The 19,859-nt window shown below is 73.0% G+C and carries 19 protein-coding genes; 6 read left to right on the plus strand and 13 right to left on the minus strand.

Going from position 1 to position 19,859, the window contains the following annotated elements; all coding sequences use genetic code 11:
- The first annotated feature begins 1 nt into the window (after position 1).
- The gene (locus OG994_RS27835; RefSeq protein WP_328851482.1) at positions 2–517 is read left to right on the plus strand and encodes an O-acetyl-ADP-ribose deacetylase; all 516 of its coding nucleotides are present in this window, start codon (positions 2–4) and stop codon (positions 515–517) included.
- A gap of 10 nt (positions 518–527) precedes the next feature.
- Here OG994_RS27835 and OG994_RS27840 read toward each other — a convergent pair whose 3' ends face one another.
- From OG994_RS27840 to OG994_RS27875, 8 genes are all read right to left on the minus strand, one after another.
- The gene (locus tag OG994_RS27840; RefSeq protein WP_328851483.1) at positions 528–1,433 is read right to left on the minus strand and encodes a GNAT family N-acetyltransferase; all 906 of its coding nucleotides are present in this window, start codon (positions 1,431–1,433) and stop codon (positions 528–530) included.
- The gene (locus tag OG994_RS27845; protein WP_120329666.1) at positions 1,426–1,839 is read right to left on the minus strand and encodes a RidA family protein; all 414 of its coding nucleotides are present in this window, start codon (positions 1,837–1,839) and stop codon (positions 1,426–1,428) included. Before OG994_RS27845 ends, OG994_RS27840 begins: the two co-directional genes overlap by 8 nt.
- 62 nt (positions 1,840–1,901) lie before the next feature.
- Positions 1,902–2,909 carry a LacI family DNA-binding transcriptional regulator gene (locus OG994_RS27850; protein ID WP_120329667.1) on the minus strand — a complete coding sequence of 336 codons (1,008 nt, stop codon included), beginning with the start codon at positions 2,907–2,909 and terminating at the stop codon, positions 1,902–1,904.
- 23 nt (positions 2,910–2,932) lie between these two features.
- Positions 2,933–4,315 carry a GH1 family beta-glucosidase gene (locus OG994_RS27855; protein WP_328851484.1) on the minus strand — a complete coding sequence of 461 codons (1,383 nt, stop codon included), beginning with the start codon at positions 4,313–4,315 and terminating at the stop codon, positions 2,933–2,935.
- Positions 4,312–5,145, minus strand: a complete 834-nt coding sequence (locus OG994_RS27860) for a carbohydrate ABC transporter permease (RefSeq protein WP_120329669.1) — start codon at positions 5,143–5,145, stop codon at positions 4,312–4,314. The genes OG994_RS27855 and OG994_RS27860 overlap by 4 nt, the downstream gene beginning before the upstream one ends.
- Positions 5,142–6,146, minus strand: a complete 1,005-nt coding sequence (locus OG994_RS27865; protein WP_120329670.1) for a carbohydrate ABC transporter permease — start codon at positions 6,144–6,146, stop codon at positions 5,142–5,144. Before OG994_RS27865 ends, OG994_RS27860 begins: the two co-directional genes overlap by 4 nt.
- Before the next feature lie 97 nt (positions 6,147–6,243).
- A complete protein-coding gene (locus OG994_RS27870) occupies positions 6,244–7,554 on the minus strand; it encodes an ABC transporter substrate-binding protein (RefSeq protein ID WP_328851485.1) in 1,311 nt (436 codons plus the stop codon).
- Positions 7,555–7,740: 186 nt separating this feature from the next.
- The gene (locus OG994_RS27875) at positions 7,741–8,502 is read right to left on the minus strand and encodes a maleylpyruvate isomerase family mycothiol-dependent enzyme (RefSeq protein ID WP_328851486.1); all 762 of its coding nucleotides are present in this window, start codon (positions 8,500–8,502) and stop codon (positions 7,741–7,743) included.
- Positions 8,503–8,572: 70 nt separating this feature from the next.
- Between OG994_RS27875 and OG994_RS27880 the strand changes: the two genes are divergently transcribed.
- On the plus strand, positions 8,573–9,664 hold the full coding sequence (locus OG994_RS27880) for a UDP-N-acetylmuramate dehydrogenase (protein ID WP_120329673.1): 1,092 nt from the start codon (positions 8,573–8,575) through the stop codon (positions 9,662–9,664).
- A 101-nt stretch (positions 9,665–9,765) separates the two neighbouring features.
- Here the strand turns inward: OG994_RS27880 and OG994_RS27885 are convergent, their stop codons facing one another.
- On the minus strand, positions 9,766–10,563 hold the full coding sequence (locus OG994_RS27885) for a class I SAM-dependent methyltransferase (RefSeq protein ID WP_328851487.1): 798 nt from the start codon (positions 10,561–10,563) through the stop codon (positions 9,766–9,768).
- Positions 10,564–10,637: 74 nt separating this feature from the next.
- On the minus strand, positions 10,638–11,405 hold the full coding sequence (locus tag OG994_RS27890) for an SDR family NAD(P)-dependent oxidoreductase (protein ID WP_120329753.1): 768 nt from the start codon (positions 11,403–11,405) through the stop codon (positions 10,638–10,640).
- Between the two features lie 190 nt (positions 11,406–11,595).
- Here OG994_RS27890 and mshA point away from each other — a divergent pair, with 190 nt between their 5' ends.
- The 3 genes from mshA (at position 11,596) to OG994_RS27910 (ending at position 14,669) form a co-directional block, all read left to right on the plus strand.
- Complete coding sequence (mshA, locus tag OG994_RS27895) at positions 11,596–12,960, plus strand: D-inositol-3-phosphate glycosyltransferase (RefSeq protein ID WP_120329675.1); 1,365 nt, start codon at positions 11,596–11,598, stop codon at positions 12,958–12,960.
- Between the two features lie 63 nt (positions 12,961–13,023).
- Positions 13,024–13,536: a type III secretion system chaperone family protein gene (locus OG994_RS27900; RefSeq protein ID WP_120329754.1), complete on the plus strand. Its 513-nt coding sequence runs from the start codon at positions 13,024–13,026 to the stop codon at positions 13,534–13,536.
- 194 nt (positions 13,537–13,730) lie between these two features.
- Positions 13,731–14,669, plus strand: a complete 939-nt coding sequence (locus OG994_RS27910) for a hypothetical protein (protein WP_407942551.1) — start codon at positions 13,731–13,733, stop codon at positions 14,667–14,669.
- 674 nt (positions 14,670–15,343) lie between these two features.
- Here the strand turns inward: OG994_RS27910 and OG994_RS27915 are convergent.
- Positions 15,344–16,630, minus strand: coding sequence for an MDR family MFS transporter (locus OG994_RS27915; RefSeq protein WP_328851489.1), 1,287 nt, complete (start codon positions 16,628–16,630; stop codon positions 15,344–15,346).
- Positions 16,631–16,713: 83 nt separating this feature from the next.
- On the minus strand, positions 16,714–18,027 hold the full coding sequence (locus OG994_RS27920) for an MDR family MFS transporter (RefSeq protein WP_120329678.1): 1,314 nt from the start codon (positions 18,025–18,027) through the stop codon (positions 16,714–16,716).
- 150 nt (positions 18,028–18,177) lie between these two features.
- Between OG994_RS27920 and OG994_RS27925 the strand changes: the two genes are divergently transcribed.
- Entirely contained in the window at positions 18,178–18,945 is a 768-nt protein-coding gene (locus OG994_RS27925; RefSeq protein WP_120329679.1) for a phosphoglyceromutase, read from the plus strand.
- A 69-nt stretch (positions 18,946–19,014) separates the two neighbouring features.
- Here the strand turns inward: OG994_RS27925 and phoU are convergent, their stop codons facing one another.
- Positions 19,015–19,668 carry a phosphate signaling complex protein PhoU gene (gene phoU, locus OG994_RS27930; RefSeq protein ID WP_120329680.1) on the minus strand — a complete coding sequence of 218 codons (654 nt, stop codon included), beginning with the start codon at positions 19,666–19,668 and terminating at the stop codon, positions 19,015–19,017.
- Positions 19,669–19,859 lie beyond the last annotated feature (191 nt).

The raw sequence follows: 19,859 nt of genomic DNA on the forward strand, positions 1-19,859 counted from the left end.
CGTGGAGATCACGCTGGTGGAGGGCGACATCACGACCCAGCGGGTCGACGCGATCGTCAACGCCGCCAAATCGTCCCTGCTGGGCGGCGGTGGCGTGGACGGCGCGATCCACCGCGCCGGCGGACCGGAGATCCTGGCGGAGTGCCGCGCCCTGCGCGCCTCCCGCTACGGGAAGGGGCTGCCCACCGGGCAGGCGGTCGCCACCACGGCGGGGCGGCTCCCGGCCCGCTGGGTGATCCACACCGTCGGGCCGGTCTGGTCGGCGACCGAGGACCGCTCGGCGCTGCTGCGCGACTGCTACGCCACCAGCCTCCGGATCGCCGACGAGCTGGGCGCCACCACCGTCGCCTTCCCGCTCGTCTCGGCGGGCGTCTACGGCTGGCCCGTAGAGGACGCCGTACGCCAGGCGCTGACCGTGCTGCGCGCGGCCACGCCCGCGCGGGTCACCGAGTCCCGGCTCGTGCTCTTCGGCGCCGGCACGTACGCCACGGCCGAGCGGGTCGCCGCGTCGGCCTGAGCCCCGCCGGTCAGCTCAGCTCGCGCAGGCACGACCACTGGGCGGCCACCGGCCGGTAGCCGAGCCGGGTGTTGACGGCCAGCATCGGCGCGTTCCCCTCGTCGTTCGAGGTGTACGCGACCCGGACGCCCAACTCGGCGGCCCGCCGCAGCGCGGTCGCCTTCACCAGCCGGGCCAGCCCCCGCCCCCGGTACTGCGGGACCGTCGCCGTCATGTCCGACCACATGCGGTCGCCGTCGCGGATGACGAGGCTGAACACCACGATCTCGCCGTCCACCTCGGCGGCGGTGCTGGCCGCCCGGTCCAGGCCGACGTTCTCCCAGACGTCGTGGCGCCAGACGTCGTAGCTCACCGCGTCGGAGGGCACGTCGCCCGGCTCGTCGGCCGCGGCCGTGACCTCGGCGCGGTACATCCGCCGCGGGTCCACGTCGGCCACCGGCCGCAGCCGTACGCCGGGCGGCGTCGCCGGCGCCGGCGGGGCCGGACGCAGGTCGAGCGCCGAGTAGCGCACCTCCCGGCTGGGCGTGAAGCCGTGCCGCCGGGCGAAGGGCAGCCCGTCCGGCAGCGCCCAGGCGCGGACCCGGCGTACGCCCAGCGACCGCAGGTGGTCCAGCGAGGCGTCCAGCAGCGCGGTGCCGATGCCGCGCCACCGGTGCTCCGGGTGGACGTGCAGCAGCGACACCTCGCCGACACCGGTCTCCGAGGTGCGGATGTTCCGGTACGCCGACGCCCAACCGGCGAGGTGGCCGTCGACCTCGGCCACGAACGCCGTCCAGTCCTCGCCGGCTGGCGGCTGCGCGATCATCCGTCGGGTGGACTCCACCCCGCGCACCAGGTACGGGTGGACGACCGCGCGCAGCGCCACCACCGCGGGCGCGTCGTCGGGGCGGGCCGTCCGGAGTCGCGGGTCACCCATCGCCGCGCACCGCGGCGACCGCCTCGACCTCCACGAGCTGGTCGTCGTAGCCGAGAACGGCCACGCCGAGCAGGGTGCTGGGCGGCTCGTGGTCGCCGAACGCGTCCCGCACCACCTCCCAGACGGCGACCAGGTCGTCCTGCCGGGACGAGGCGACGTACACGGTGGTCTTGACCACGTCGGTGAGAGCGGCGCCGGCCGCCGCGAGAGCCACCTCCAGGTTGGCCATCACCTGCCGCGCCTGCGCGACGTGGTCACCCGGCGCCACGGTCCGTCCCTCGGCGTCGAGCGGGCACGCGCCGGCGGTGAAGACCAGCCGGGTCGGGGGCTCGACGGTGGCCGCGTAGGCGTACTCGGCGACGTCGGACAGGGCGGGAACGGGAATCAGGCGTACGGCTCCGGTCACCCGCGGCAGGCTACCGCCGTTCCGGTGCCGCCTCGACCGAATAAGGCGGCCGGTGCGCCGTGCTAGGCGGAGTCGCGCAGGATCAGCTCCGTGGGGAGCACCACGGCCGGCTCGATGGGCTCGCCGGCCGCGAGCCGCAGCAGCTGCCGGGTCATCTGCCGGCCGATCTCCTGGATCGGCTGCCGGACGGTGGTGAGCGGCGGCTCGGTGTACGCGGCCGTCTCGGTGTCGTCGAAGCCGATCACCGCGACGTCCTCGGGCACCCGGCGGCCCGCCTCCCGCAGCGTACGCAGCGCGGCCTGCGCCATCAGGTCGGAGGCCACGAACACGGCGTCGAGGTCGGGGTGCTCGGCGAGGAGCTGCCTCATGGCCGTCGCCCCGGACTCCCGGGTGAAGTCCCCGGTCGCCACCCGCTCGGGCAGCCCGGCGGCGGCCACCGTCTCCCGGTAGCCGGCCAGCCGCTCGATGCCGGCCACCATGTCCTGCGGGCCGGCGATCGTGGCGATCCGCCGCCGGCCGCTGTCGAGGAGGTGCCGGACGGCGCGGCTCACACCGCCCACGTGGTCGACGTCGACGTACGGCAGCGGGGCGTCGTCGAGCGGCCGGCCGCTGCACACCACGGGGATGCCGAGGCGGGCGAGCCGGGCGGGCAGCGGGTCGGCCGCGTGCAACGACGCGAAGAGCACACCGTCGACGTGCCGCCCGGTGGTGTAGCGGGCGACCCGTTCGTGACCGGCCGGCGAGCCGGCCAGCATCAGCACGAGCTGCTTGTCGGCCGCCTCCAGCTCCTGGCTGACGCCCCGGATGATGCCGGGGAAGAACTGGTCGTCGGAGAAGACGCGGGTGGCGGCCTCGGGCATGACCAGGGCGATCGAGTCGGTGCGCTGCGTCACGAGGCTGCGGGCGGCGAGGTTGGGCACGTACCCCAGCTCGGCCACCGCCCGGTGGACCGCCTCCCGGATCGGCTCCGCGACCGTGGTGGAGCCGTTCACCACCCGGGAGACGGTGGCCCGGGACACCCCGGCCCGCCGGGCCACCTCTTCGAGCGTCGGCCGCCCTGCCGTCGTCATCGCGCCGTTCCCCCCGGTTCGTCTCACAGCCCGTTCCGGGAGATCACCTCCTGGTACCACCGGGCGCTGGCCTTCGGTGTGCGGCGCTGGGTCAGGTAGTCGACGTGCACGATCCCGAACCGCCTGCGGTAGCCCTCCGCCCACTCGAAGTTGTCCAGCAACGACCATACGAGATACCCCCGCAGATCCACCCCCCGGGAGATCGCCTCGTGCGCCGCGCGCAGGTGCCCCTCCAGGTAGGCGATCCGGTCGGTGTCGGCGACCTGCCCGGGGCCGTCCGGCGAGTCGGCGCCGGCCTTGTCCGGGTACGCGGCGCCGTTCTCCGTGATCAGCAACGGCACCCCCGGGTAGTCGGTGGCGATCCGCTCCAGCAGCCGGGTCAGCCCGGCCGGCTCGACCATCCAGCCCATGTCGGTGAGCGGCCCGACCGGCGGCAGGAACTCCACGGCACCGTCGGTGCCCGGGTACGCGCCGCCGCCCCCGCCGCCGTCGGGCCGGCCGGCCACGTACGTCGGCTGGTAGTAGTTGATCCCCAGCAGGTCGATCGGCGCGGCGATGAGCTTCTCGTCGCCGTCCCGCACGAACGTCGGCTCGACGATCCGGCTCAGGTGCTCCAGCACGTCCTCCGGGTAACCCCCGGCCAGCAGCGGGTCCAGGAAGATCCGGTTGTGCAGGCCGTCGACGAGGCGGACGGCCGCGGCGTCGGCGGCGCTCGACTCGTCGGCGGGGCGTACGTCGGCCGGGTTGAGGGTGATCCCCACGGTCCGCGCGCCGGCCGCGCGCAGCGCGCGGGCCGCCAGGCCGTGGCCGAGCAGGAGGTGGTGCACGGCCGTGAAGGCGGCGGCCGCGTCCTGCTCGCCGGGCGCGTGCACCCCGCTGCCGTAGCCGAGGTACGCCGAGCACCACGGCTCGTTCAGCGTGGTCCAGACGTCCACCCGGTCACCGAGGCGCGCGTACGCCGCGGTGGCGTACGTGGCGAAGTGCTCGGCGGTCTCCCGGTTCGTCCAGCCGCCCCGGTCGCCGAGGGTCTGCGGCAGGTCCCAGTGGTAGAGGGTGACGATCGGGTCGATCCCCCTCGCCAGCAGGGCGTCGACGAGGCGGTCGTAGAAGTCCAGGCCGCGCGGGTTGACCGGGCCGGTGCCGTCCGGCTGGACGCGCGGCCAGGCGATCGAGAAGCGGTACGCCCGCAGCCCCAGCTCGGCCATGAGCGCCACGTCCTCGGCGTACCGGTGGTAGTGGTCGCAGGCGACGTCCCCGGTCTGCCCCTGGTGGACCTTTCCCGGCGTACGGCTGAAGGTGTCCCAGATGGACGGGCCGCGGCCGTCCTCGCGGGCCGCGCCCTCGATCTGGTACGCGGCCGTCGCGGCGCCCCAGAGGAAGTTGTCGGGAAATCGGAGTTCGCTCACGCCTTGACCGCACCTTCCATGATCCCGCCGATGATCTGGCGGCCGAACAGGACGAAGACCAGCAGCAGGGGCAGTGTCGCGAGGGCCGTTCCGGTGAACACCTGCGACATGTCCTGGTAGTACCCGTCCGACAGGGCCCGCAGGGAGAGCTGGACGGTCGGGTTCTCCGGGTCGTTCAACACAGCGTACGGCCACAGGAAGTCGTTCCACGTCGTCATGAACGTGAGCAGGCCGAGGACGGCGGCGGCGGGGCGCAGGGCCGGCACCACGACGTTCCACCAGATCCGCGCGGTGCCGCAGCCGTCGACCCGGGCCGCCTCGATCAGTTCGTCGCTGACCGCCTGGCCCGCGTACTGCCGCATCATGAACACCCCGAACCCGGTGACGAGGGCCGGGACGATCACGGCGGGCAGCCGGTCGTTCCAGTTGAGCTTCGTCATGAGCAGGTAGAGCGGGATGACGCCGAGCTGCGTCGGCACCATCATCGTCGCGATGATCACCAGCAGCAGCGCGTTGCGGCCCCGGAAGCGCAGCTTCGCGAACGCGAACCCCGCGAGGCTGGAGAAGAAGACCACCGAGACGGTGACCGTGCCCGCCACGATCGCCGAGTTGACCAGACCCGTCAGGAAGTACGCGTCGGTGTTGTCGAAGAGCCGCGCGATGTTCGCCCCGAGGTTGCCGCCCGGGGTGACCGGCGGCGGCAGCTGCCCCATGGCGTCGCTGGAGCGGCTGGCCACCACGAACATCCAGTAGATCGGGAAGATCGACGCGACCGTGGCGAGAAGCAGCGCCACGTAGGTGAGCGGGCTGGCCCGCCAGAGCCGGCTCATCGGGAGTCTCCCTTCGCCGCCCGGCCGCCCGGCATCCGCCCGCCGAGCCGCCGGATGATCAGCACGTTGACCGTCGCGACGACGGCGATCAGCGCGAAGAGCAGCCAGGCGACCGCCGAGCCGTACCCGAAGTTGTAGTGCGGCGCGAAGGCGTTCTCGAACATGTACATGGTCACGGTCTGCGACTCGCGCAGGGGCCCGCCCCGGATCGGGTTGGTGCCGGAGTGGAAGAGGCGGGGCTCGGTGAAGAGCTGGAGGCCGCCGATGGTGGAGATGATGACGCAGAACACGATGGTCGGCTTGAGCAGCGGCACGGTGATCGACCAGAACTGGCGGGCGCGGTTCGCGCCGTCGATCGCGGCCGACTCGTACAGGTCACGCGGGATGGCCTGCATGGCGGCCAGGAAGATCAGCGCGTTGTAGCCGGTCCACCGCCAGTCGACCATGGCGGAGATGGCCACCCAGGACGCCACCCGGTTCGACTTCCAGTCGACCCCGTCGAGCCCGACCAGGTCGAGCAGCCAGTTGACCATGCCGAACTCGCGGCCGAAGAGGACGCCGAACACGATCGCCACCGCGGCGGTCGACGTGACGTTGGGGATCAGCACGGCCATCCGCCAGCCGGTGCGGAACCGCAGCCGGCGGTTGAGCAGGTTCGCCAGCCAGAGGGCGGCGAGCAGTTGCGGCACGGTCGAGATGACGAAGATGCCGAGGGTGTTGACGACCGCGTGCCAGAAGTCGGCGTCGGCCAGCAGCCGGGTGTAGTTGTCCGCGCCGACGAACGGGTGGTCGCTGCCGAGCAGGTCCCAGTCGTGCAGGGAGACCCAGAACGTGTAGACCAGCGGGTAGGCCCCGAAGACCGCGAAGAGCAGGAAGAACGGGGCGATGTAGAGGTACGGCGAGTAGCGGGTGTCGAGCCGGCTGAGCCGTACACCCGGTGTCCGCCGGCGGTGGCCGGGCGCGGGCGCGACCGGCGGGCGGGCGTCGAGCTGGACCGTCATGCCCGGGAACTCCTTTCCGCGTGTGCGGGCGGGACCCCGGGACCCGCCGGTGGTCACCCGGCGGGGCCCGCGGTGCCCGCCCGCACGCTCGCTCGGGCTACTTGGCGGCGGCCTTCTTGGCGTTGGTCACCGCGTCGGTCCAGCCCTGCTCGGGGCTGCGCTGGCCCAGCTCGACGGTCCGCACGGCGTTCTCCACCTCGGTACGGACGGCCTGGTTCTTCGGGCCCATGTAGACGGGCTTCAGCTCCCGGGCGCCCTTGGCGAAGATCTGCCCGACCGGCGCGGCCGAGAAGTACTCGTTCGTGGCCTGGACGATCGCCGGGTCGTCGAGCGCCTGCGGGGACGAGGGGAGCGGCCCCTTGGCCTTGAACGCGCCGATCTGCCCCTGGGCGCTGGTGAGGAACGTGGCCAGCTTGATCGCCTCGGCCTGGTGCTTGCTCTGCTTCGGCACGGCCAGGTACGACCCGCCCCAGTTGCCGCCGTCGCCGGGCACCCGGGCGATGTCCCACTTGCCCTTGGCGCCGGGGCCGGCGTTGCCCTCGATGACCCCGGTCATCCAGGCGGGGCAGGCGATGGTCGCGAACTTCGACTGCTTGAAGGCGGAAACCCACTCCTCGGACCACGCCGCGTACTTGCCGGAGAGGCCGGAGTCGATGATGTCCATGGTGGTGTCCCACGCCTGCCGGACGGCGGGGTTGCTGTCGACCACGAGGTTGTCGCTGGTGTCGTAGTAGCTGTAGCCCTGCGCGTTGCCGGCGGTCTGCAACAGGATGGTGTTGAACGTGTTGGTGGCCGCGTCCAGGAACGAGGCGCCGGTCCGCTTCGCGGTGAACTGCTCGCCGACGCGGATGTAGTCCTGCCAGGTGGGCCACAGCTTCGACACGGCCTCCCGGTCGGTGGGGAGGCCGGCCTTCGCGAAGAGGTCCTTGCGGTAGCACATGGCCATCCCGCCGACGTCGGTGCCGAGGCCGATCAGGTGCTTGCCGTCGGCGGTCAGCCCGGCATTCCACTTCCACTCCAGGAAGTTGCCCTTGAGGTCGGCGGCGCCGTGGTCGAGCAGGTTCACGAAGTTGTCGGGGTTGGCCTTGTACTCGACGAGCAGGCCCTCCTCGATGGCCACGATGTCGCCGGCGCCCTTGCCGGCGGCGAGCCACTGCGTCAGCTTCGGCGAGTACTCGTCGAGGTTGCCGCCGGTGCCCCGCTCGACGATCTTCACGCCCGGGTTGGCGGCCATGTACTCCTGGTAGAGCTGTTCGTAGCCGAACTGGCCGAACACGTCCACGGTGAGCGTGATCTGGCCGTCCTCGGCGGCGTCGTCACCGCCGCCGCAGGCGGCCGTGGTGACGAGCAGTGCGGTGGCGGCCACGAGGGCCGCGGCCGCCCGGCGGCGGCGCGGATTGGCACCCATGTCGTCTCGGACCCCTCTCAGGTCGGGTGGGTGGTGGGTGGGAGATATCTGAGAGAGCGCTCTCACACAGAGTGGGGTGTGATCCACCTCATGTCAAGAGAGCGCTCTCACGACGCGTACGACGAGAGTGGCCGCCCGGTGCGGACGGCCACTCTCGTCGATGTGGCGGCGGGGCGGTGGCCCCGGTCAGCCGACCCGGAGACCGTCCAGCAGGCCGCGGTCGCCGGTCACGTCGAGGGTGTCGAAGCTGACCCGACCCCAGAGGGCGAGCAGCAGGTCGCTCGCGGTGCCGCTCACGTGCGCCCGCGCGCGGTGCTCGTCGTGGTCGAGGATCGTGTCCGTGTCCAGCAGCGCCACGCCCTCCCCGCGCAGCCGCAGGTACCACTGCTGGGCGGCGTCCACCGCGGCGAGCTGCACCACGCCGTGCCACTGGCCCGGGGCACGGCGGCGGCCCGCCGGGAGCCACGTGTCGAGCACCTCGCTCACCCCGTCGGCCGCGAGCTTCGCCTCGACCGGCTCACCCGCGGCGATGGCGAGCTGCGCGTCCCACCGGTGCACCGCCGTCTCGTGCGCCGCGCGGCGCGGCCAGAAACCAGCCTTCTTCGGCTGCGGCGCCCAGTTCCACGCCGGCGCCTCCGGGTCGAGCCCGTCGAAGAGGGCGAGCAGCCTGTCGTAGCCCTGCTGCCAGTACTGCAACGGCGTGACGCCGGGGGCCGGCTCGCCGCGTTCCAGGCGCTCCGCCGGCGCGCTGGTCGCCCCGGAGCCCGCGAACGAGGCGACCCAGTGGTAGAAGGAACCCAGGTGCAGGGTCAGGTCGGCGATGCTCCAGCCCGGGCACGAGAGCACCGGCGTCTCGGGGGGAGCCTCGGCCACCGCCGCGGCGAAGGCGGGACCCTCCACCCGGAGGGCACCGATCCAGAAGTCCTTCGTGCCATGCACTCTGCTCATCGCCATCCTCCCGGGGGTGACCGGGCCACCAGTGGGTGCCGCGGCTACCCCTCAGCCTAGGGTGAAGGGTGTGTCAGACGTCTACGCCCAGCCGACAACCGGAGCCGACACGACCGACATGAACTCCCTGGCCCGCTACACCACCCTGCGCACCGGCGGGCCGGCCGGCCGTGTCGTGTCGGGCACCAGCGCCGATGAGATCGTACGAGCGGTACGCGAGGCGGGCATCCGGGACGAGCCCGTCCTGATCCTCGCGGGCGGCAGCAACGTCGTGATCGGGGACGACGGCTTCCCCGGCACCGTGGTGCTGGTGCGCTCCCGGGGACTGCGGGTGGTCGCCGAGGACACCGACACGGTGACCGTACGCGTCGAGGCCGGCGAACCGTGGGACGACCTGGTCGCGGCGACCGTCGCCAACGGCTGGTCCGGGTTGGAGTGCCTCTCCGGGGTGCCCGGCTCCACCGGCGCGACGCCGATCCAGAACGTCGGCGCGTACGGCCAGGAGGTCGCCGAGACGATCACCGCCGTCGAGGCGTACGACCGGGTGGAGGGCACCACCCGCCGCATCGCCGCGGCCGACTGCGGGTTCGCCTACCGGGGCAGCATCTTCAAGTACAGCGACCGGTGGGTGGTGCTCACCGTCGACTTCCGGCTCGCCCGGTCACCGCTCTCCGGCCCGGTCCGCTACGCCGAACTGGCCCGGGCGCTCGGCGTCGAGGTGGGCGACCGGGTGCCGCTGGCCGAGGCGCGGGCCGCCGTGCTGCGCCTGCGCGCCGGCAAGGGCATGGTGCTGGACGACGCGGACCCGGACACCCGCTCGGTCGGCTCCTTCTTCACCAACCCCGTGCTCGACCAGGAGGCGTACGGGCTGCTCCGGGAGCGCGCCGCCGACCTCGGCGAGCCGCCCTCCTGGCCGTGCCCCGGCGACATGGTCAAGGTGAGCGCCGCCTGGCTCATCGACAAGGCCGGCTTCGGCAAGGGACACCCGGGGCCTGGCGGCGTCGCCATCTCCAGCAAGCACACGCTGGCGCTCACCAACCGCAGCGGGCGCGCCAGCACGGCCGACCTCGTGGCCCTCGCCCGGCAGATCCGCGAGGGCGTGCACGCCCGCTTCGGCGTCACCCTCCACCCGGAACCGGTCCTCGTGAACTGCGCGATCTGACCCCGGCCTAACCCCGTCGATCTTGCACTTTCCGCCCCGGCGAAACGGGGCAAGAGCCGCGAGTCGAGGGCTGAAAGTGCAAGATCGCGGGGGTGAGGGGGTCAGCGCGGGGCCACCGTCGCCCAGGGGACGGTGAGTTCGCCGAGACGCCAGCGGGCCGGACGGTCGAGCACCGGCCACCCCGACTCCCTCAGCGACCGTACGGCGTGCAGCCACCGCTGCCGCGGGCCGAAGGGGACGTACGGGGCGGCGGCCCGCCACGCGTCGTCGAGGGCGCGGACCAGGTCGTGCACACGCTCGCCGGGCACGTTGCGGTGGATCAGCGCCTTGGGCAGCCGCTCGGCCAGTTCGGCGGGGCTCTCCAGGGTCGCGAGGCGGGCGGCCAGGGTGAGCGAGCGCGGCCCGTCCGCGTCGATCAGCAGCCACCCGCCGAGGCGGCCCAACTCGTCGCAGGTGCCCTCCACGAGCACCCCGCCCGGCGCGAGCGCGGCGGTCATCGTCCGCCACGCGTCGGCCACCTCGCTCTCGTCGTACTGGCGCAGCACGTTGAGCGCCCGCACCAGCACCGGGCGCAGCCCCGCCAGCTCGAACCCGCCCCGGGCGAAGGTCAGCCCCGGCGGGTCGGCGGCCGGCGCCGCGGCGGCCACCCGCGCCGGGTCGATCTCCAGGCCCACCAGGCGTACGTCGGGCCGTACGCCGGCGGCCAGGCGGGCACGCAGCTCCACGGCGGTGACCGGCGTGGCGCCGTAGCCGAGGTCCACCACGAGCGGGTCGTCCGCGGAGCGCAGCAGGTCACCGCAGGTGGCCACGATCCAGTTGTCCACCCGGCGCAGCCGGTTGGGGTTCGTGGTGCCCCGGGTGATGACCCCGTACGGCCGGCGCCGCCCCGGCTGGGTCACGGCGTGACCGCCGGATCCCGCGAGGACGCCGTCGCCACCCGGAGGGCCCGCAAACCCGGCTCACCCCCCGCGCTTCACTGCCCGGCCCGGTGCACCTTGTGCTGCGCGGCCTGCGCGAGCGGGCGGACCACCAGCCGGTCCACATTGACGTGATGCGGCCGGGTCGCGCACCAGGCGATGCAGTCCGCCACGTCGTCGGCCACCAGGGGCTCGGCGACACCCGCGTAGACGGCCGCCGCCCGCTCGGCGTCGCCGCCGAACCGCACCAGGCTGAACTCCTCGGTCTTCACCATGCCCGGGTCGATCTCGATCACCCGGATCGGACGGCCGCACAGCTCCAGCCGCAACGTGCCGGCGACCGCCGTCTGCGCGTGCTTCGCCGCGGTGTAGCCGCCACCGCCCTCGTAGACGGTGAACCCGGCGGTCGACGAGACGACCACGATGGTGCCGGCGCCGGACGCCTCCAGCGCCGGGAGCAGCGCCTGGGTGACGCGAAGCGTGCCGAGCACGTTGACGTCGTACATCCACTGCCAGTCGCCGACCGACCCGGACTCCACCGGGTCCAGCCCGCGGGCGCCACCGGCGTTGTTCACGAGCAGCGTGACCGGCCCGGGCGCCGCGGCGGCCGCCGCCGCGAGCCCCGCCACCGACTCGTCCGACGTGACGTCGCACTCCACCGCCGTGGCCCGCCCCCCGGCGGCCTCGATCCCGGCGACCAGCTCCGCCAACCGCTCCGTACGCCGAGCCGCGGCGAGGACGTGGAACCCCTCGGCGGCGAGCCGCCGGGCCGTGGCCGCCCCGATCCCGCTCGACGCACCCGTGACGATGGCTACAGAGGTCATCCGGACATTGTGACCCTCCCGCCCGACGGCGCTCCGCGCGGGCGTGTCGGCGCTCACCATGAGGTCCGTCACGCCGACCCGCCGTCCCCGCGCATTTCCCGAGCCCGATCGGGAAGATGACATCCGACGTACAGGTTGACCCAAGCGCCGGTCGTGCGAGACGGCATCAACCGTGAGCAGGGGAGCGGACGTGGCGGAACTGCACACCGGCGTCGGTCGGCAGCGAGGAGCACGGCCGTGGCCGCGTCCACGGCGCATCGCCACCCTCTCCGTGCACACGTCGCCCCTGCACCAGCCCGGCACGGGTGACGCGGGCGGCATGAACGTCTACATCCTGGAGATCGCCCGCCGGCTCGCCGAGGCGAACGTCGAGGTGGAGATCTTCACCCGCGCCACCTCCGGCGACCTGCCGCCCGTGGTCGAGATGGCGCCCGGCGTGCAGGTCCGGCACATCACCGCCGGCCCGCTCGAAGGGCTCACCAAGGAAGAGCTGCCCGGTCAGCTCTGCGCCTTCACCGCCGGGGTGCTCCGGGCCGAGGCCGCCCGCCCCCCGGGCCACTACGACCTGATCCACTCCCACTACTGGCTCTCCGGCCAGGTGGGCTGGCTGGCCAAGGAACGCTGGGGCGTACCGCTCGTGCACACCGCGCACACCCTCGCGAAGGTCAAGAACGCGCAGCTCGCCGCGGGGGACCGGCCCGAGCCGAAGGCGCGGGTGATCGGCGAGGAGCAGGTGGTCGCCGAGGCCGACCGGCTCGTGGCCAACACGCGGGCCGAGGCCCGCGACCTCGTCGAGCGGTACGCGGCCGAACCGGATCGCGTCGCCGTCGTCCAGCCCGGCGTCGACCTGGCCCGGTTCTCCCCGCCCACCGGGGACCGGGACGCGGCCGTCGCCGCCGCCCGGCGCCGGCTGGGGCTGCCCGCCCGGGGGTACGTGGTGGCGTTCGTCGGCCGGATCCAGCCCCTGAAGGCCCCCGACGTGCTGGTGCGTGCCGCCGCCGCGCTGCGCGACCGGAACCCCGCACTGGCCGAGCAGCTGACCGTCGTGATCTGCGGCGGCCCGAGCGGAAGCGGGCTGGACCGGCCCACCGCTCTCATCGAGCTGGCCGCCTCGCTCGGCATCCTCGACCGGGTGACCTTCCTGCCGCCGCAGACCGGTGACGACCTGCCGGCCCTCTACCGGGCCGCCGACCTCGTCGCCGTGCCGTCCCACAACGAGTCGTTCGGTCTCGTCGCGCTGGAGGCGCAGGCGTGCGGGACGCCCGTGCTGGCCGCCGCGGTCGGCGGACTCGTCACCGCCGTACGCGACCAGGTGAGCGGCGTGCTCATCGACGGGCACGACCCCGACGACTGGGCCCGTACGCTCGCCCGGCTGCTGCCCGACCGGCTCCGCCGCCGGACCCTGGGCCGGGGCGCCGAACGGCACGCCCGCGTCTTCTCCTGGGACCGTACGGTCGCGAACCTGCTCGACGTGTACGGCGAGGCGATGGCGGCGCACCGCGACCGCCTCGCGGCCCAGCTCGCCGGCGACGCCGCCCTCTCGTGTTCCTGGTGACGGGGACGCGTCCGCGCGGACGCACACGGGTGCGGCGCCCGGTACGACCGTAGAGTGGGCCCGGTGAGCGGGAAGAACGATCTCGGAGCCCTGATCGAGTCGGTCTGCGACGAGCGGGAGCTGGCCTGGGAGCGGACCGGCCCGCTCTCGTACGCCGTGACCCTGCCGGGCACCCACAAGCTCAAGACCGTCTGCAACCTCATCGTCGGCGAGCACGCGCTGCGCATCGAGGCGTTCGTCATGCGCCAGCCCGACGAGCGGCGCGAGGAACTGTGGGCGTGGCTGCTGCAGCGCAACGCCCGCATGTACGGCGTGGCCTTCTCGATCGACGCCGTCGGCGACGTCTACCTGACCGGGCGGGTCAATCCCGCCGGCGTCGACGCCGAGGAGCTGGACCGCCTGCTCGGCGCCGTGCTGACGTACGCCGACGAGTCCTTCGACACGATGCTCGAGATCGGCTTCGGCAGTTCCATCCGCCGGGAATGGGAGTGGCGGATCAAGCGGGGTGAATCCACCGCGAACCTCGCCGCCTTCCGGCACCTCTTCGAGCCGTCCGGAGGTTCGGAGCCGTCCTGACGGGTATGCCGCACCGCGCGGTGCGGCAGGTATGGGACCCGCACACGCGCCGAGGACGAACTGTCGAGGAGCGTGAGCGTCTCATGGCTCAGCGGAACAGCTCGGGTCGCGGCGGGACTGCGACCAGGACAAGGCAACGGCCGGGGAACCAGACGCCGAACACCCCACCGATCTCCGAGTCGGAGATCTCCCGGATGCGGGTGGACGACATCCGGGGCCAGCTCCGCAAGCACGGCGTCTCGGGAATCTCCGCGCTGCGCAAGCCGGAGCTGGTGAAGGAACTGGTGCGCGCCATGCGGGCCGCGCGCGGCGGCGGTGCGGCGCGCAAGGCGACCGGGCCGGCCGGCCGGGCCACCGGCACCCGCGCGGCGGGGCGGCCGTCCGCCACGAAGAAGGCCGCCGCCGGCCGGGCGGGCAAGGCCGCACCGGGCCGGGCCAAGGCGGCCCCGGCGAACAAGACCGCACCCGCGAAGAAGGCGGCGGCGAAGAAGACGGCGGCCGCGAAGAAGACCACACCGGCGCGGAAGACGGCGGCGGTGAAGAAGACGGCGGCGGTGAAGAAGACGGCGCCGGCGCGGAAGACGGCGGCGGCGAGGAAGACTGCGCCCGCGCGGAAGACGGCGGCGGCGAGGAAGACCGCGCCCGCGCGGAAGACGGCGGCGGTGAAGAAGACCGCGCCGGCGCGGAAGACGGCGGCGGCGAGGAAGACGGCGCCCGCGCGGAAGAGCGCCGGCGGCGGTACGGCGGCGAAGGCCGCGACCGGTGTGCGTACGGGACGCAGCTCGTCCCGGTCGTCCCGCTCGTCGCAGGTCATCACGTCGCTGGCCGACCGTCCCGAACGCCCGGGCCGCAGCCTGGTGACCAGCAACCACGACGTGATCATGCGGTGGGCCCGGGAGCGGGGCGCGAAGCCGGCCACCATCGCGGGCACCGAGCGGGAGGGCCGCGCCGGTGTGCTCACGTTCAACATCCCGGGCTACCGGGAGAGCAGCCGGATCCGCGAGATCACCTGGGACGAGTGGTTCCACACGTTCGACCTGCGCCGGCTGAACCTCATCTACCAGGAGCAGATGCGCGACGGCCGGCAGAGCAACTTCTTCCGTACGGAGTCACCGGATCGGGAGGACGCCTGAGGTGTTTGCGGGAATGCCCGGCGGGTATGCGCTGTTGGCCAGATCGAGGTCCGGAGCAGCGGCGTCACCCGCAGCTGTGATCGGCGAGACAGCCGATCTGGGTTGAAACCGTAATCCGGGCGAATTAGCTTTATTGCGCCGCGCCACGCTTGGAAACGTTCGGGGGAGCGGCGGACCGATCAGGTCCGCGCACCAAGCGAGGCGCGAGGGGACGGGTGGTTCAACCGTTGGGGGACGGTGCCCACCTGTTTGGACCGGCGGCGCGAGCGGGCGACGCTTACGGGGGTGAGTGTTGCCCGCCGCCGCCGGCCCCACCTGCGTGGAGAATGCCCACCACCGCCATCGGCGTGGTGGGCATTCTGCGTGTCCGACCCGGGAGCCGCACCGGGCCCCGCGTCGACAACATCCAGGATTTAGTGGCCTCGGCCGCGCTCGGAAGCGACAACATCCAGGATTTAGTGGCCTCGACCACGCCGTGAGCGGACAACATCCAGGATTTAGTGGCCTCGGCCACGCCCCGCGTCGACAACATCCAGGATCTAGTGGCCTCGGCCGCGCTCGGAAGCGACAAGATCCGGGATGTTGTGGTCTCGGCTGCGCCGGGCCGTCGGGGGAGTTGTGGCGTCGACGTGCGCGACGCGGCCCTCGACGGGTCTCGACGGGCGCCGGCAGGTCTACGCCGCCGGCACGCGGTCCTCGGTCGGGGTCGGGCCGGTGTCCGCGTACGCCGTCTTCCGCCGCAGCGCGGCGACCCGGCGCTCCCGCGGCGGACCGGCCAGCAGGTGGCCGGCGGCCGCCACGAGGCCGAGCCCGCCCACGATGAGCCAGTGCGCGGCGCCCAGGTACTGGAGGCTCACCCCGCCCAGCGTGGGTGCGACGAACGAGGCGGCGGGGAAGGTCAGGTAGAAGACCGACTGGTACCGGGCGCGCAGCTCCGGCGGCGCGAGGTCGGCGTTGATCTGCGCGTTCGGCGGGGCGGCCAGCATCGAGCCGACCGTCCAGACGACGGAGGCGGCCAGGTAGACCCCCAGCGCGTCGGCGACCGTGAGGGCCCCGAACCCCACCGCCATCAGCCCTGTGGAGACCGCGAGAACGAGGTCCTTGCGGCGCCCCTCGATGAGCCGGGGCACGAAGAGCTGGCCGACCACGATGAGCGCACCGCCCAGCGCCACCACCAGGCCGTACGCCGAGGGCCCGAGCCCGTCGGCGCGCATCGCCAGCGGCATGATCGTCGAGGTCTGCATGCTCAGTACGGCCAGCAGGAAGGTGAGCCCGACGAAGGTCAGGAAGATCCGGTCGGTGAGCGCGGTGAGCAGGCCCGGTCGACGCCTGCCGTGCGTGGCCGTGACGGCCCGTGGGGACGCGACGGTGCGGCGCAGCGTCTCGGGCACCTTCCAGGCGATCACGAGCGCCGTGGCCAGCGTGGCGCCCGCGTCGACGAGGAACAGCGCCAGGAAGCTCGCCTCGGCCAGCACGCCGGCCAGCAGGGACGCGACGGCCATTCCGAGGTTGAACGCCCAGAACTGAAGGTTGAAGGCGCGCGCCCGGCGGTCCTCGGGAACCATGTCGACGATCGCGGCCACGAACGCCGGACTGGGCATCGAGTGCACCACCCCGACGAGCGCGGAGAGCACGGCGATGAGCACGAGGTGCTGGCTGAGGGCCAGCGCGACCATCAGGCCGGCGGTGGTCAGGTGGGCGGTGAGCAGGGTGGCCCGCCGTCCCCACCGGTCGGCCAGGACTCCGCCGAGCAGCACGCCCACGGCGCCGCCGGCCCCGTACGCCCCGACCACCGTGCCGGCGAGCGCCTCGCTGGCCCCCCGCGCGTCGGTGAGGTAGAGCGAGAGGAAGAGCATGGCGAACGCGCCCGCCCGGTTGATCAGGATGCCCGCCCAGAGGTACCAGAAGCTGGCGGGAAGTCCACCCGCGGTGTCGTGCCACCAGCGCCGCAGGACGCGCACCCGCCCTCCAGACAGTTCAGTTTCCTAACCGTTGCCGCCCAGAACCGTATCGGACGCCCGGCGGGCCGGTCGCCGGGATTCCGTCAGCTGGCCCGGACGGGCTCGGCGGGGGCGGTCGCCGCGGCCTCCGCGGCCTGCGGGGCGTCGACGGCCGTGGCCGGAACGGTCGGCTGCGCGACCCGGCGCAGTTCGGCGGCGCGCCGCTCGCGGGCCGGGCCGGAGATCAGGTGGGCCACCGCCATGACGGCGCCCACCACGGCGCAGCCCAGCCAGAGCGTCGTGTTGCCGGCGTGCTCCCGGACGAGTCCGCCGAGGATCGGCGCGGCGGCCCCGGCCACCTGCCAGGAGAGCGAGAAGACGCCCTGGTAGCGGCCGCGCAGTTCGGCGGGGGACAGCTCGGCGATGAGGGTGGCGTTGGAGGGGGAGTTGAGCATCTCGCCGAGCGTCCAGATCAGCACGGTCAGGCCGTAGAACCAGGCCGTCTCCGCGAACGCGGTGAGCCCGAAGCCCACGCCGGTCACCAGGGTGGCCAGGGCGAGCACGTGCGACCGGCTCCGGCCCCGGATCAGTCGCGGCACGAAGAGCTGGCCGACCACGATGAGCACCCCGTTGAGCGCGATGACCGAGCCGTACGTGGCGGGGCTCAGGCCCGAGTCGCCCATGGCGATCGGCAGCATCGAGATGTGCTGGAGGAAGAGCAGCGCGGCGAACAGGTTGAGCGTCACGAAGCCCAGGAAGATCCGGTCCGAGAGGATGGTCCGGAGGGCGCCCGCCGGTGCCGCGGAGCCCCGGCTGACCGGGCCGGTCACCCGCCTCGTCTCGCCGACCCGGGTAAAGATGATCACCGCGGTGACCAGGGTGGTGATCGCGTCGACCACGAACAGCAGCAGGTAGCCGGCCTGCGCGGCGAAGCCGGCGAGGATGGCGGCGCAGGCGAAGCCGAGGTTGATCGCCCAGTAGTTCAGCGAGAAGGCGCGGAGCCGGTCCTTCTCCGGCACCACGTCGATCATCATGGCGCCGAACGCCGGGCGGGCCGCCTCGGCGAACGCCCCGAGCAGCAGGGCGCCCAGCGCGACCGCCCACAGCGGCCGGGCGAGGCCCAGCGCCAGCATCATGGTCGCCGCGCCGAGGTGGGCGGTGAGCAACGTCGGTCGGCGTCCCCAGCGGTCGGCCAGCGTGCCGCCGACCGTGGTGCCGAGCGCGCCGCCGACGCCCCACAGCCCGATCACGAGACCGGCCTGGGACGCGGAGAAGCCCCGCTCCTGGGTGAGGTAGATGGCGAGGAACACCAGCACGAACGAGCCGAGCCGGTTGATCAGGGTGCCGGTCCACAGGTACCAGAACCGGGTCGGCAGTCCGCCCGCCGTGTCCCTGAACCAGCCGCGTACCGTCCGCATCCGCCGTGCCCCCCGTGGTAATGACTGATCTCTTTTGAGCGCCTTACAACCTAGTGCCGCCCGGCAGTGCCGGTCACCAGCTTTTCCACGTGGTGGTCGTCACGACGGGTCCCCGCATGTCCCGTGGCCACGTACGGCAGGATGATCCGCATGACTGCTAGCGAGGGGCCCACCGTCGGGACGCTGGTCCTGTTGCGGCACGGCGAGAGCGACTGGAACGCCAAGAACCTCTTCACCGGCTGGGTCGACGTCGACCTGACCGCCAAGGGGGAGGAGGAGGCGCGGCGCGGCGGCGAGCTGCTCCGCGAACACAACCTGTTGCCGGACGTGGTGCACACGAGCGTGCTGCGCCGGGCCATCCGCACCGCCGAGCTGGCGCTGGGCAGGGCGGACCGGCACTGGATCGCGGTGCGCCGGTCCTGGCGGCTCAACGAGCGCCACTACGGCGCGTTGCAGGGCAAGAACAAGAAGCAGACCCTCGACGAGTACGGCGAGGAGCAGTTCATGCTCTGGCGGCGGTCGTACGACACCCCGCCGCCGCCGATCGACGACAACGACCAGTGGTCCCAGGTCGGCGACCCGCGGTACGCGCTGCTGCCCACCGAGCTGATGCCGCGTACCGAGTGCCTCAAGGACGTGGTCGAGCGGATGTTGCCGTACTGGTACGACTCGATCGTCCCGGACATCCTGGCCGGCCGTACGGTGCTGGTGGCCGCGCACGGCAACTCGCTGCGTGCCCTCGTGAAGCACCTCGACCAGATCTCCGACGAGGCGATCGCGAAGCTCAACATCCCGACCGGCATCCCGCTGCGGTACGACCTGGACCCCCACCTGCGCCCGCAGGTGCTCGGCGGGACGTACCTGGACCCGGAGGCCGCCAAGGAGGCCGCCGCCGCGGTCGCCAACCAGGGTCGCTGACGCGCGGAAGGGCCCCTCCACGCAACGCTCGCGCTGCGTGGAGGGGCCCTTTCCGGTACGACGGGCGGGTCAGTTGGGCGAGGCGGCCGTTTCGCCGGTGATGAGGTAGACGACGTGCTCGCCCGCGTTGACGGCGTGGTCGGCGAAGCGCTCGTAGAAGCGGCCGAGCAGGGTCGCGTCGATGGCGGTCTCCACCCCGTACGGCCAGTCGGCGCCGAGCAGCACCCCGAAGAGGCTGCGGTGCAGGTCGTCCATCGCGTCGTCGTCGCGGTCCAGCTCGGCGGCGATGTCGGCGTCGGGCTTGGCGAGCACGGACGCTATCTTCTCGGCCATCCGGTCGGCGATCGTCGCCATGTCGGTGAAGATCGGCCGCAGCTCGGCCGGTACGGCCGGGGAGGGGTGCCGCCGCAGCGCGGTCTTCGCGACGTGGTCGGCCAGGTCGCCCATCCGTTCGAGGTCGGCGGCGACGTGCAGCGCGGTGATCATGGCGCGCAGGTCGGAGGCCACCGGCGACTGCCGGGCCAGCAGGTCGCAGACCCGCTCCTCGACGTGCCGGTAGAGCTCGTCGATCTCGGCGTCGCGTTCGATGACCGTCTCGGCGGCCTGCCGGTCGGCGGTGAGCAGGGCCCGGGTGGCCTGTCGCATGGCGGACCGGGTCGCCTCGGCCATGTCCACCAGGAGCTGGCTCACGAGGTGCAGGTCGGCCCGGAACTCGTCGCGCATCGTCACGTCCTGTAGGTGTCGTGGCCGGCCAGGGCCGGCCGGGGGTCGGGCGGTGCGCCGCCCACGGTAGGTGGCCCGGGCGGACCCGACATGAACCCCGGTGAACGACACCGGTCGCGTACGTGAATTTTGCGGGAAGCGAGCCTGATTCATCCCGTTGTGTGCGGTAGCCAGGTTAACAATGACCCTAC

Origin of the sequence: Micromonospora globbae, from assembly GCF_036184225.1 — a bacterium.
Lineage (GTDB): Bacteria > Actinomycetota > Actinomycetes > Mycobacteriales > Micromonosporaceae > Micromonospora > Micromonospora globbae.